We start from the raw sequence: 13416 nt of genomic DNA, 5'->3' as shown, positions 1-13416 counted from the left end.
TGGCTCCTTTTTTTATTGAATATCCTTATATTTCTACGAGAAACGACTGTTGGCTTTACAGGACGACAACGTCGCTTCTTTTTTTGGTATCATTTCGTAGGAGATGATAGGTTATTTTGTAAGTAGTGTGTATTTAATTTGTGTCAAACTGGTGATAAACTGTAATTATTATTTATAAAAATGTTCCGCGCTAAAGTTCAGAAATTGCACCTATATAAGTTTTGCATAAAAAAGAGCTTAAATCAGTATTCATGAATGGATTAAGATCAGTGCATGATTAGAAGGTAACTGTGGAGGTGGAATGTCTGTGGGAGCGGAACGGGTTAGAATTCAGAGAGAGACATTAAGTGAAACAGCATCGCTGCTTTCCCAACTGAAAGATTTAATGCGCCACTGGCGCGATGAGAGTGCTGAACGAATATATGAAGATTTACAAAATAAAGAGGGTGGGAATGAACTGACCCTTGCTTTTTGTGGGCATTTTTCGGCAGGGAAATCCAGCATGATTAATCTTTTATGCGGCAGCTCAGTGTTGCCCTCCGGACCTGTGCCGACTAGTGCCAATATTGTTTCAATCCGCAGCGGGGCTCCACGAGTGCTTATCTATCCAAGGGTTGAGGGAAGTGAAAATGAATCTGCCCCTGTAGAGACAACACCAGAAAGATTACAGGAATATTGTCGAAATGGCGGAGAATATTCCGCTATTGAAGTCTGGAATGAGATTCCTCTTCTAGGGAAGCATGGTGTTCTATTGGATACACCTGGCGTGGATTCGACGGATGATGGCCACCAGGCGGCCACTCGTTCCGCGCTGCATTTAGCTGATGTCGTTTTTTATGTTATGGATTATAACCATGTACAGTCAGAGAATAATTTGGCATTTGCCAAAAATCTTAGTGACTGGGGCAAACCGCTCTATCTTATTGTTAATCAGATAGACAAGCACAGAGAACAAGAAATTTCCATTGAAGAATATAAACGCCAGCTTGAAAATGCTTTTGAGCAGTGGGGGATTCATTGTGCGGGGATTCTGTTTACCTCACTCAAAATGAAAGAGCACCCATTGAATCATTGGGATAATCTGTTGAACCTTATAACAGAGCTGTTGGAGCACAGGGAACAATTGCTTCAATATAGCTTGTCACGTTCCATTCATCATACAGCAGATTCTTCGCTGACCGCGTTCCGTGAAGACCAGCAGGAGGAACGGGAAACTCTTTTAGCTGAGCTAGAGGGTGCAGAGGTTACAGTTGTGATGGAAGAGCTGAAATCGCTGGAGGAAGAGAAGGCACTGCTTGAGGAGCTGCCTCAGCAATCACGAGCTAGCCTGCGAAGTGATCTTGATGCCTTACTCAATAATGCTAACTTAATGCCTGCGGATGTTAGAGAGGCGGCAGGGAGCTATGTGGAGAGTGTCAGCCCAGGCTTCCGCTTAGGTTTGTTCTCTACAGCCGGACGGCGGGAGAAGGAACAAGACAAACGACTGGATGCCTGGCAAGGATTACTGGTCCGAGAGGTTTCCGCACAGCTGGAATGGCATCTGATTCAGCTGGTACGTCAATGGGCGGAGAATCTCGGACTGTGGGCAGAGGAGGCAGAGACGACTCTGAAGCAAGGGTTCCCGGCGGTGAGCCAGGAATGGCTGGCGGCTGCAGTTAAGCCGGGAACGGGGAATAGCGGCGAGGCGCTGCTCAATTTCTGCCGCACACTTGCGGCAGATCTGAAGAGCCAATTCCGCCGCGCTGCGCTGTTAGTTGGCGATGAGCTGCTGGCGAAGCTGCCATCGCTTATCGAGGAGCAGCGCGCGAAACTCCAGCGCCGCGAACAGGCCCTTACGCGGCAGGCGAGCGCTGCCCGCGCGCTAGCCGCCCTGGACCGCGCGGCTGACGCCCGCGCGCACGAGCTAGCGGCGCTGCTGCCGCCGCGCCGGACCCTCACCCCCGGCATCCTGCCGGAGGTGAGGGTCACCCCGCGTGCGGCAACGCAGAGCGCCGCACCGCGGGAGACCCAGCCGCGCGAACGCGCCGCGGCTGGAAGTGCCGCCGCCGCAAGCTGGGCGGCGGGAACGGCTTCGCCGGCGGGCGGACGCCGCCGGCTCTCGGCAGCCGCTGACGCGCTGGCGGCTGCGGCAGAGCTGCTGCGCCGCGAGCCAGCGATGGCATCGGCGGCGCGCAGTCTGGCTGCACGGGCGGAGGATCTCGCCGGCGGCCGCTTTACCCTTGCGCTGTTCGGTGCGTTCAGCGCAGGCAAATCTTCCTTCGCCAACGCTTTGCTCGGCGAAGAAGTGCTGCCCGTGTCGCCACACCCTGCCACGGCCGCAGTTAACCGCATATTGGCGCCGGAAGGAGACTTCCGCCATGCCAGCGCGGTTGTAACGATGAAGAGCATGGCGGATTTCTGGGATGACATCTGCCATTCCTTCAGCGTGCTGCAGCTTGGAGAGCCGCAACAGGATACGTGGACAGCAGTACTTGCGAACCTGCCAACACGGGGAATCCACCCCTCTGCGCTGCCGCATGCAGGATTTCTAAGAGCCGCAGCATCCGGTTGGGCTGAAGCGGAGCCGTTGCTAGGAACGGTGCGGACGGTTGATTTGGAAGAATATCGAAACCTAGTTGCGGAAGAGACCCGAGCTTGCTTTGTGCAAGGGATTGACCTCTATTATGCCTGTCCTTTGACTGAGAGCGGGATTGTGCTCGTAGATACACCAGGAGCAGATTCACTGCATGCACGCCACACTGGCGTAACCTTTAGTTACATGAAAAATGCGGATGCGATCTGTTTTGTTACCTATTATAACCACGCTTTTTCGAAGGCGGATCGCGGCCTCTTGGCCCAGCTGGGCCGCATTAAAGACAGCTTTGCTCTCGATAAAATGTTCTTTATTATTAATGCCTCCGATCTCGCTTCAAGCGAAGAAGAACTAGATGAGGTTAAAGCACATGTCGTTCAAAATCTGCGTGCCGGAGGTTTGCGGTCTCCGAGAATCTATGCTTTGTCCAGCTTGCTTGCTCTAGAAGCTAAAACTCAACATAATCACGATCTTTATGGAACCTCCCGCTTCAATGAATTTGAGCAAGCATTATCCAGCTTTGCTGGTGATGAGCTTCCTCAGCTTTCACTTAACGCAGCTGCTGAGAGTATCGCATCGGTTCGGCGCCGGGCTGAGGAATGGCAGAATCTGGCTTCCAAGGCGGCGGGCGAGCGTGAAGCCGGGTTAAAAGAACTGCAGGAACGGCGTCAGTTCGCCATGAAGCGGTTGTCTCTTTTGGAGACTGAGGAACGTCCTAGCAGAGATCTTATTCACGAAAGTGAAGAACTGATCTATCATGTGTGCCAGCGGATTAGCTTCTCCTTCAATAGAAATTTTCAGGAATCTTTTCATCCCTCCTTACTGCGTGAGGATGCAGGGAATTTAAAAGCCATTTTCTCTGCCTGTGGTGCCGAACTAATGCGTACTACTCAGCGCGAGCTTGAGCAAGAGCTATGGGCAACAACGCTGCGGCTAGAGAGCACGGGACGCAGGCTTGTTCATGAAGCTGCTGAAGCGGCAGCTACAGAGCTACTCTTTTCCACGGAGGAATTTCATCTTATGGAGAATGAGGAGCAGGCTTGGCCATCTCCTAAGGGTCTGGAATGCCAGCTTCAGCCTGTGCAGTGGTCCGCTTTATGGGGCCATTTCAAATCCCCGCGTTATTTCTTTGAGGGAACTGGGCGGGAATTGGTCAAAGGTGCGGCAGAGCCGCTTTTGAAAGAAGCGGTTAATCTTGCAGCGGCAGTGCAGAAGGAAAAATTAATTGCTCATTACGTCGAGAATATCAGCAGAGAATTAAAATCTGCTGCCGAAAGCCTGCAAGAAGGGCTTGCGGAGCAAGAGAAAGCGATGTTAGATCTCCTTAAAGGGGGTGAGACTGCAGATCATTGGGGCCAAATAAGCCACCAATTATCACGTCTAGAACAAACTTTCGTTGATAAAGTCGACAAAGTTCTGTGAAGTTTGTAGGAAAATGTCGAAGAACACTTGCAATCTGGCGTATGATGGATGAAAATAAAGAAGCCTGAAAATATACAATGAAACTGTTACGTTTTCTGAAATTCATAAAAACGAGACAGTCAATTTGCCGAAAGAGGTTGGAATCGACAATGTGGGGAGCTCCTTTTTCAGCTCAAAGCCGCAAGCTGTTGCTGCTGGGCAGCGGGGAACTGGGTAAGGAAGTCATAATTGAAGCTCAACGTCTTGGCGTAGAGACCGTAGCTGTAGACCGTTATACCGATGCACCGGCGATGGGTGTAGCTCATCGTTCACATGTAATTGATATGCTGGATGCAGAGGCGCTGAAAGCGCTGATTCGCTCTGAGAAACCGGATGTCATTGTTCCGGAGATTGAGGCAATTGCCACTCATGCTCTTCAAGAGCTTGAAGAAGAAGGCTTTTTCGTTGTTCCGACGGCGCGGGCGGCTCGGCTGACCATGGACAGAGAAGGGATTCGTCGTCTTGCGGTTGAAGAACTTAGACTGCCAACCGCTGATTACCGTTTTGCGGATAGTCTGGAAGAGCTGCAACAAGCTATAGCCGAGCTAGGCACTCCTTGTGTCATTAAGCCGATTATGAGTTCTTCTGGCAAGGGTCAGAGCGTATGCAAAAGCCCTGAGGATGCAGAAAACTGCTGGAACACTGCTTTGGATGGAGCGAGAGCTAAAGGAACGCGAGTTATCGTGGAGGCTTTTGTTACTTTTGAGAGCGAGATTACTCTTTTGACGGTGCGTTCTGTATCTGGAACGGTATTTTGTCCACCTATTGGACATATTCAGAAGGATGGAGATTACGTGGAATCCTGGCAGCCTCACTTTATGAAGCCAGAGCTGCTTGAAGAAGCGCAATCTATTGCAAAAGCAGTAACGGATCAGCTCGGAGGTTTCGGTATTTTTGGAGTGGAACTTTTTTTGACAGATCGAGGCGTATTGTTCAGTGAAGTGTCACCTAGACCCCATGATACGGGGATGGTCACGATGGCGACGCAGGATTTATCTCAATTTGCAGTGCATGTCAGAGCTATTCTTGGTTTTCCTGTCCAGTCAGTACAATTGCTGACACCTGGTGCCTCAGCTACGCTGAAGGCTGATGGAGAAGGACGAGCCTTTGCTGTGACCGGAATTGGAGGAGCTTTGGAACTGCCCAGGACTCAGGTTCGCGTATTTGGTAAACCGGAAGTTCGTCCTGGTCGGCGGATGGCAGTAGCGTTAAGTGCGGCGGAAGATGTGGAAATCGCGCGGACGATAGCCAAGCAGGCGGCGTCTATGCTAAAAGTGGAGGTATATGAGGATGAACAGTAGTACCATGGCACCTGTACTGGAAATTCGCAAATGCGGCTTGAATGATCTGGAGAGAGTTACAGCGCTTCTGCGGGAATTCGGCTATCCAACAACGCTAAGCGTGATGAAAGAGAGACTGGAAAGCATGGAGAACAGCAATCTCCAATGCACACTTGTAGCAGAGCTGAACAATGAAGTTGTGGGTATGATCGGCCTTAGACAGGTAAGCTCGTATTACAAACAGACAGATTGTATCACTGAGATTACTGCACTTATCGTATCAGAAGAACTCAGAGGAAACGGACTCGGTAAAAGACTTGTGGCCGCAGCAGAAGAATGGGCACGTGAGCAAGGTTGCTGTCAGCTTTTCCTCAGAAGTGGCAACCGCGTAGAGCGCGCACCGGCACATGCTTTTTATCGTCATATCGGTTTCGAAAAGACAGCAGGCTATCGCTTTAACAAAGCGTTGCTATAATACTTATAGGTTACCGATCATCCCCATCCCAGCTACGGCGGGATGGTTTTTTTTTGCTCTGGAACTCTTTTTTTATATGTATTTAATATATTAATACCTAAAACTATTTAAATAACTTAACCATAGATGGATTGGTTTGAATCATATACAATAAAATTTATGACATCTAAAACGTTTCCAAAGAGGGATGAGACATGTATAAGCTAGTTCTTGCTGAAGATGAAGAAGACGTTAGGGAAGGCGTTATCGGGCAGATTGACTGGGAGCGTTACGGATTTGAGATTGTTGAGCAGGCGGAGAATGGACGGGAAGCTGCGGATGCCATAGACCGTTTGCTGCCGGATGTGGTAGTTACCGATATCCAAATGCCTTTTATGAATGGACTTCAGCTGGCTGAATGGATTCGTAGTCATCATCCTAACACTAAGATTATCATTTTGACTGGGTATGATGAATTTGAATATGCTCAGAAGGCGATAAAATTGCAAATTGACGAGTATATTTTGAAACCGTTCTCTTCGCAGGAATTAATTGATGTACTGCTTAAGGTTAGGGTCACTATTGAGGCTGAAATTGCAGAAAAGGAAAATGTATTTGTACTCAGTGAGCATTACCGGAAAAGTCTGCCTGTGTTAAGGGAGCAATTTTTATCGTCCCTTATTTCGCGTAGACTGCGTACGGATGAAATTGCTGAGAAAAGCTCTGAATATGGCATAAAATTAACGGGACGGTGGTTTCAGGCTTCGGTAATTAGTGTGGATTATATTCGTCCTGAGCGGGAATCGGCTGGGGGTGCAGCAGGCAGGCAAATTTCTTTACGAGACACTGGTGAAAAGAATTTACAGCTATTCGCTGTGCTGAATATTGCTGAAGAAATATGCTCGAAGCATGGTTTTGGAAGGGTGTTTATTCATCGTGATGAGGTCGTATTGCTCACAATCCATGAAGAAGGGGAAGAAACTGATATCACTGGAAAGACTTTTGAGCTTCTTGAAGAAATCCGCCAGAACGTACAGCGTTTTCTGAAGCTGACGGTAACGGCAGGCTCCGGAACGGTCTGTTCATCGCCTGCTTTGTTATTTAATTCATTTGGGGATGCCATGCAGGCATTAGATTATCGGCTTATTCTCGGCAATAACCGGGTGATCTGGATTGAGGACGTTGAGTCACGTTCCAGCACACTGCTAACCTATGATGAACTAACCCAGCAATCCTTAATCCGGACGATTAAACTAGGTACGGTGCAAGAACTTAAAGAGGTTGTTGAGGAGTTATTTGCTGGTCTTGACGCAGAGCAGGTGTCTACACAGGATTATCAGATTTTTTTGCTGGAGATTTTTACATCTATCCTGCGAGTGGCTAAAGAATCCGGCAGTGAGGCTGCAAAGTATATTGGTTCTGGCATTTCGTCGCTAACTGCCATCAATAAATTTAATAGTATGGCCGAAGCCAAGCAATGGATTATTGCAGTCTGTAGCGGTTTAATGGATACGATTGCATTAGAACGTCAATCTTCCTATAAGCTGCTTATTGATGAAGCTAAAGAATATATACGCAGCCACTATGTTGAATCTGATATTTCCATCGGCAAGGTTTGTCAGCATTTACATATAAGTACCGGTTATTTTAGCAGTATTTTTAAGAAGGAAATGAAAATGACGTTCGTTAGTTATCTTTTGCAAATTAGGTTAGAAGCAGCCAAGGAACTTTTGCGGTCCACGGAGCTGAAAGCTTTTGAAATCGCAGAAAAAATAGGTTTTGCCGATCCTAACTATTTCAGCTTTTGTTTCCGCAAAAAATATGGCCAATCTCCTAAAGAGTATAAAAACAGCTCCAGAGGAGGGTAAAGATGCTGAAGGATAAACCTTATTCCTTTCCTCTAAGACCGCAGCATCCCAAAGGCGGAAAACGTCGGTTGTCCTCCAAGCTCCGAAGCATTCAAGTTACGATTACACTCACTTTTACATCTGTTGCCGTGCTGGTAGCTGTCGTTGTCAGCCTTATGCTGTACAACAAGTTTGCCAAGACCGCAGAAGAGAATGCCAATATGAATATGCAGCAGATCATTGAGCAAGTGAATTACAATCTGGGTCTTTATGTTAAGGGAATGCGCAATATTTTTGAGACAGCGGAGGAGCAGATTACGAATAGCCCTTCCGTGGATTCCGCTTTATTGACGGAAAGAATGGCTATGTTAATGGGGAGCAGAGAGGATCTGGTCTCGGCGGCTGTTTTTACACCACAGGGGAAATATGTCGTGGGTACACCCGGTCAGAAGCTGCGCAGCAACACACAGCTGGAGACTCAGAGCTGGTTTACGACGGCGCAAAGAACATCAGAGCTCTCCTATTCCGCACCTCATATTCAGAATTTATTCAAAGGTCAATATATCTGGGTCGTGTCTATCAGCAAATTAATTCAATATAAGGAGAACGGAGTCTTAAAAACCGGCATCCTGCTGATGGATTTTAACTTTCGAACCATTGATGAGTTGAGCAAGCAGGTTAAGCTTGGCAAAAGAGGTTACGCTTACATCCTCGATCAGCTAGGAAATATTGTGTACCATCCCCAGCAGCAGCTGATTTACGCTGGCTTAAAATATGAGAATGTGGAGCCAGTACTGGAATATGCTTTTCGTAGCTATTTGGATGAGTCTACGGGTGAAAAACGTTTTATCACCGTAAGGACACTGGAACAGACAGGCTGGAAGATCGTGGGCGTGGCTTATTACGATGAGATTGTAACCACCAAACGTGATCTAAACACCTTTTTATCCTGGTTTTTAGCGGTAGTCATTTTATGCGTAATTATTGTATCCGTCTTTTTGTCTGCACGTATTGCCCGCCCTATCCGCAAGCTGGAACGGACGCTTCAGCAGGTGGGCGAAGGGGATCTCAACACCCGAATAGATGTCAGCGGGGCGTATGAGGTGGAACAGCTGTCCAAACGGTTTAACCTTATGCTGCAACGTATCCGCCAACTGATGGATCAGATTATTTATGAACAGGAAACCAAACGTAAAGGTGAGCTTGAAGTGCTGCAATCCCAGATCAATCCGCACTTTCTGTACAATACCCTGAATTCTGTGATCCGGCTCGCTGAACGCGGCAAGACTGAGGAGGTAGTCACGATGATTCAGTCCTTATCGAAGTTTTTCCGGATTAGCCTTAGTAAAGGGAATAATATGATTACCGTGCAGGAAGAGCTTGATCATGTTCGTCATTACCTTGTGATTCAGAGCTTTCGGTTCAAAAATAAGTTCCGCTACGAGATCGAGGCTCAGGATGAAGTGCTGCAGTGTCAGACTATTAAGCTAATTTTACAACCTATTGTGGAGAATGCCCTGTATCACGGGATTGAAATGATGCCTGATGAAGGTTTTATTTCGATCCAAGCGGAGCTGAAGGATGATCTTGTCATCATCCGCATTCGTGATAATGGACTGGGTATGTCCGAGGAGACTATGAAGGTTCTTTTAACTGGCGGCAGTAAGAGTATGCATGGCTCCGGGGTAGGCGTTAGAAATGTTAACGAGCGTATTGAGCTGTATTATGGGCGTGATTATGGTCTTTCTTTTGAAAGTGAAATTGAAGAAGGCACTACGGTTACTCTTATCTTCCCGGCACTCGCAGCAGGCGAGGGCAATCCTGGACATGAGGAGGATGAGACATCGGTATGAAAATCGTTCGTTTTTGGCTAACCCTGCTGGTATGTGTGGTGTTATGGACCACGATCACGTCTTGTTTTAATTCGGCACCTAATTATATCAATACGAACAAAACCCGCAATATTCATCTTATTGTGAAAATGAACAAAGGCGACTATTGGAATACAGTTAGATTGGGTGCAGAAGCCGCGGCACAGGAATTTAATGTGAAATTAACGTTCAAAGCTCCGAATGCGGAGAGTGATATTGCGGAACAGGTCAGAATGGTTGAAGACTCCATTAAAGAGAAGGCGGACGTAATTATTTTAGCTGCCAGTAGCTACATGGGACTTGCACAAGTAGTCGATCGGGCGGCATATTCCAAGATTCCCGTATTGTCTGTGGATGCAGAAGTCGGTTCGGCCAGAGTAAGAGCCTATGTGGGTTCAAACGGCTATGAAGCGGGACAAAAGTCTGCAGAAAGACTCATTCAGCTGCTAAATGGATACGGGGAGGTCGGCATCATTAACTTCACAAATTCATCTTTGGGGGCGGAGCAGGAGTCTTCAAACGGCATTGAATATGGTGCAAGAGATGCAGAGGAACGGGAAAAGGGATTTTTAAATTACGCTGCCCGATATCCGAACATACAGGTAGTAGAGATTTCTTATACCACTTCGAGTATTAGTGATGCTGAAGAGCTGACACGGTTAATGCTGCTGAAACATCCAAATCTTCGCGGGATCGCCAGCTTGAATGAGACAGCTTCACAAGGGGCGGCAAAAGCTATCCAGAGCCGAGGGCTGCATAATATTAAAATGGTTGCGTTCGACAGCTCCCCGTCAATGATGGAGTTGCTGCAGGAGGGGACGGTTCAAGCGACCGTAATCCAAAATCCTTTTAGTAACGGGTATTTAGCCGTAAAACATGCCGTTGAGGTAATCGAAGGAATGGATGTTCCTGAACGTGTCGATACGGGCACTAAACTCATTGATTTGGACAATATGCTGTGGCCTGAGAATCAAAAATTGTTATTTCCCTTCGTCAGATAGTGGACGGGTTATTTTTGAAAAGACGAATGCCATCCTTAAAATGGGAGGTATTCGTTTTTTGGGTTCAGTAGAATTTTTATAAAAGTGAGTAGGATTTTATATTCGAAACCGTTTTCACCTAAGGCATAATATGGATGTGCCCGAGAGAATTCGGGGTTAAACCAAAAAAAAGAAGTATAAACAGGAGGTCAATGAATAATGAAAAAAATCACTTCCGTTCTTTTAGCAAGCGCAATACTGGGTGCCGCTCTGGCAGGCTGTGGCAATAGCAACAATAATGCAGACAGTGGTAAAGCTACCAATGCTCCAAAAACTGAAAATGCGGGTTCTTCCACTGAAACGCCAAAAGTAGGGGTAGCCATTTACAAATTTGACGATACCTTCATGACGGGTGTTCGTAACGCAATCGACACTGCTGCCAAAGGCATTGCTACTGTAGATATCGTAGATAGCCAAAATTCTCAACCCACACAAAATGACAAAGTTGACTTGTTCATCACCAAAAAATATAAAGGCATGCTGATCAATCCGGTTGATCGTACTGCGGCTGGCGTTATTATCGAAAAAGCAAAAGCGGCAAATATTCCGGTGGTCTTCCTGAACCGCGAGCCGCTGCCAGAAGATATGAAGAAATGGGATAAGGTTTATTATGTAGGCGCTAAAGCGGAAGAATCCGGAACTATGTCCGGTCAACTGATCGTGGACTACTGGAAGGCACATCCTGAAGCGGATAAAAACGGCGACGGTGTCCTCCAATACGTAATGCTAAAAGGCGAACCGGGGCACCAAGACGCTGAACTTCGTACTACGTACTCCATCCAAGCAATCGAAGATGCCGGCATCAAGGTAGAAAAGCTGGCTGAAGATACTGCGATGTGGGACCGCGTAAAAGGGCAAGAAAAAATGGCAGCCTTCCTTGGCTCCCATGGTGACAAAATTGAAGCTGTGCTTGCGAACAATGACGATATGGCTCTCGGTGCAATCGAAGCTCTGAAAGCTTCAGGTTACTTCACGGGTGATAAATTTATGCCGGTAGTAGGTGTAGATGCTACTGCTCCTGCGATTCAAGCGCTGCAAGATGGAACGATGCTTGGTACCGTGCTGAATGATGCGAACAACCAAGGTAAAGCTGCGATCACAGTTGCTGCTCTGCTTGCTAAAGGAGAAACACCTACAAAAGATAACGTAGGCTTTGATATCACAGACAACCAATACGTGTGGATTTCCTATAAAAAGATCACCAAAGACAATATCGATGACGCCAAATAATAACGCTCTAATCTAGATGGAATTCATGATCATATGGCAGCAACGGGGAGCGGATATTCGCTCCTCGGATTTCTTTCAGGCAGGGAACAGGATGAAACCGCTGTGCCTCTCATGAAAAAAGAAAAAAGCGTAGGGGGCGTAACAACATGGAAAAAGCTGAGTTTTTGCTAGAAATGAATGACATTACTAAAGAATTCCCCGGCGTCAAAGCGCTGGATGCAGTTAGTTTAAAGGTCAGACCAGGTTCGGTGCATGCCCTTATGGGCGAGAATGGTGCGGGTAAGTCCACTTTAATGAAATGTCTCTTTGGTATTTATTCACCGGATGCCGGTGAGATTTTTTTGGAGGGTGAGAAGACCTCTATCGGAAGCTCAAATGACGCTTTGAAAAATGGGATATCCATGATTCACCAGGAGCTGCATCCCGTGCCGTTCCGAAGTGTGATGGAGAATATCTGGTTAGGACGTTTCCCAACCAAAGGGATTGGACCTTTTCAGTTTATTGACCATAAGAAAATGTACACTGACACGGAGAATTTGTTTAAAGATCTGGATATCGATCTGAATCCCGAGACATTAGTGGGTAAGCTGTCTGTATCCAAAATCCAATCCATTGAAATTGCGAAGGCTGTCTCTTTTCACTCCCGCGTTATTGTAATGGATGAACCTACTTCCTCCCTGACCAGTGTGGAGGTAGAGCATTTATTTCGGATCATACGGGATCTTAGGAGTAGAGGCGTAGCTATTATTTATATATCTCACAAAATGGAAGAGATTCTCGAAATTTCTGACGAGGTTACCATTATGCGGGACGGGAAAAAAATCGGAACCTGGCCAGCGGCGGAATTGACCACAGATCTTATCATTTCCAAAATGGTTGGCCGCGACTTGACCAATCGATTCCCAGAACGCTTTAACGTGCCTGGCGAAGTATATATGAAGGTGGAAGGATTAACCTCCCCTGAAGAAAGATCGTTTAAAGATGTTTCTTTTGAATTAAGACGAGGTGAGGTTTTAGGGATTGGTGGGCTGGTAGGCGCTCAGAGAACAGAGGTTATTGAAGCATTATTCGGCCTGAGGGCTATTAAATCGGGGACGATTTCTATCGATGGTAAGCGCATTCATATCCAATCTCCCAAGGATGCTAAGAAACACGGAATGGCCTTGCTTACCGAGGAACGGCGTGTCACCGGTATTTTTCCAGTCTTGTCTGTTCATGAGAATGGCGCAATCGCTAACCTGCATCGATACCAGAAACTACTACTTTTACTAGATGGAAAAAAGAAAAAAGAAGAAGTCGATAAAATGATTGAAAAATTACGGACCAAAACTCCAACAACCAAAACGCTGATCATGAATCTTTCTGGTGGTAATCAGCAAAAGGTGCTGCTCGCCAGATGGCTTCTAACCGAGCCCGAAATCCTGCTTCTGGACGAGCCGACTCGCGGTATCGACGTAGGGGCTAAATTCGAGATTTATTCGATTATTGCCGACTTGGCGCAGCAAGGGAAAAGCATCATTATGATCTCCTCAGAAATGCCGGAGCTGCTCGGAATGTCTGACCGTGTAATGGTCATGTCGGAAGGTAGGCTTACCGGAATACTAGAAGGCGGGCAAGCTACGGAAACCGAAGTTATGCGGCTCGCTGCACAGCATTAGGAT

8 protein-coding genes are annotated in these 13416 nt (G+C 47.1%); all 8 read left to right on the top strand.

Annotation, left to right across the window (positions count from 1 at the left end; genetic code table 11):
• Nucleotides 1-307: 307 nt before the first annotated feature.
• Nucleotides 308-3994 (top strand): dynamin family protein, encoded by a 3687-nt coding sequence (locus MKX34_RS21365; protein WP_256717665.1) that lies wholly within the window; start codon nt 308-310, stop codon nt 3992-3994.
• A gap of 149 nt (nt 3995-4143) precedes the next feature.
• Complete coding sequence (gene purT / locus MKX34_RS21360) at nt 4144-5334, top strand: formate-dependent phosphoribosylglycinamide formyltransferase (RefSeq protein ID WP_076297411.1); 1191 nt, start codon at nt 4144-4146, stop codon at nt 5332-5334.
• A complete protein-coding gene (locus MKX34_RS21355) occupies nt 5324-5788 on the top strand; it encodes a GNAT family N-acetyltransferase (RefSeq protein WP_232061416.1) in 465 nt (154 codons plus the stop codon). The genes purT and MKX34_RS21355 overlap by 11 nt, the downstream gene beginning before the upstream one ends.
• Nucleotides 5789-5982: 194 nt before the next feature.
• A complete protein-coding gene (locus tag MKX34_RS21350; RefSeq protein ID WP_076297412.1) occupies nt 5983-7635 on the top strand; it encodes a response regulator in 1653 nt (550 codons plus the stop codon).
• Nucleotides 7636-7637: 2 nt separating this feature from the next.
• Entirely contained in the window at nt 7638-9467 is a 1830-nt protein-coding gene (locus MKX34_RS21345) for a sensor histidine kinase (protein WP_081383399.1), read from the top strand.
• A complete protein-coding gene (locus MKX34_RS21340; RefSeq protein ID WP_038572394.1) occupies nt 9464-10486 on the top strand; it encodes a substrate-binding domain-containing protein in 1023 nt (340 codons plus the stop codon). Before MKX34_RS21345 ends, MKX34_RS21340 begins: the two co-directional genes overlap by 4 nt.
• Nucleotides 10487-10684: 198 nt before the next feature.
• Nucleotides 10685-11755, top strand: coding sequence for a galactose ABC transporter substrate-binding protein (locus tag MKX34_RS21335; RefSeq protein WP_094903385.1), 1071 nt, complete (start codon nt 10685-10687; stop codon nt 11753-11755).
• A gap of 146 nt (nt 11756-11901) precedes the next feature.
• Nucleotides 11902-13413, top strand: a complete 1512-nt coding sequence (locus tag MKX34_RS21330; RefSeq protein ID WP_036685693.1) for a sugar ABC transporter ATP-binding protein — start codon at nt 11902-11904, stop codon at nt 13411-13413.
• The last annotated feature ends 3 nt before the right edge of the window (nt 13414-13416 follow it).

It is taken from the genome of Paenibacillus sp. FSL R5-0636, from assembly GCF_037974255.1.
Lineage (GTDB): Bacteria > Bacillota > Bacilli > Paenibacillales > Paenibacillaceae > Paenibacillus_AQ > Paenibacillus_AQ odorifer.
The sequence above is the reverse complement of the archived record's forward strand: the minus strand, read 5'-3'. Positions and strand labels throughout refer to the sequence as shown.

What these genes read in the sequence shown, in the direction of transcription:
- purT (WP_076297411.1), top strand. Translation starts at nt 4,144, where the DNA reads ATGTGGGGAGCTCCTTTTTCAGCTCAAAGCCGCAAGCTGTTGCTGCTG.
- MKX34_RS21355 (WP_232061416.1), top strand. Translation starts at nt 5,324, where the DNA reads ATGAACAGTAGTACCATGGCACCTGTACTGGAAATTCGCAAATGCGGC.
- MKX34_RS21350 (WP_076297412.1), top strand. Translation starts at nt 5,983, where the DNA reads ATGTATAAGCTAGTTCTTGCTGAAGATGAAGAAGACGTTAGGGAAGGC.
- MKX34_RS21345 (WP_081383399.1), top strand. Translation starts at nt 7,638, where the DNA reads ATGCTGAAGGATAAACCTTATTCCTTTCCTCTAAGACCGCAGCATCCC.
- MKX34_RS21340 (WP_038572394.1), top strand. Translation starts at nt 9,464, where the DNA reads ATGAAAATCGTTCGTTTTTGGCTAACCCTGCTGGTATGTGTGGTGTTA.
- MKX34_RS21335 (WP_094903385.1), top strand. Translation starts at nt 10,685, where the DNA reads ATGAAAAAAATCACTTCCGTTCTTTTAGCAAGCGCAATACTGGGTGCC.
- MKX34_RS21330 (WP_036685693.1), top strand. Translation starts at nt 11,902, where the DNA reads ATGGAAAAAGCTGAGTTTTTGCTAGAAATGAATGACATTACTAAAGAA.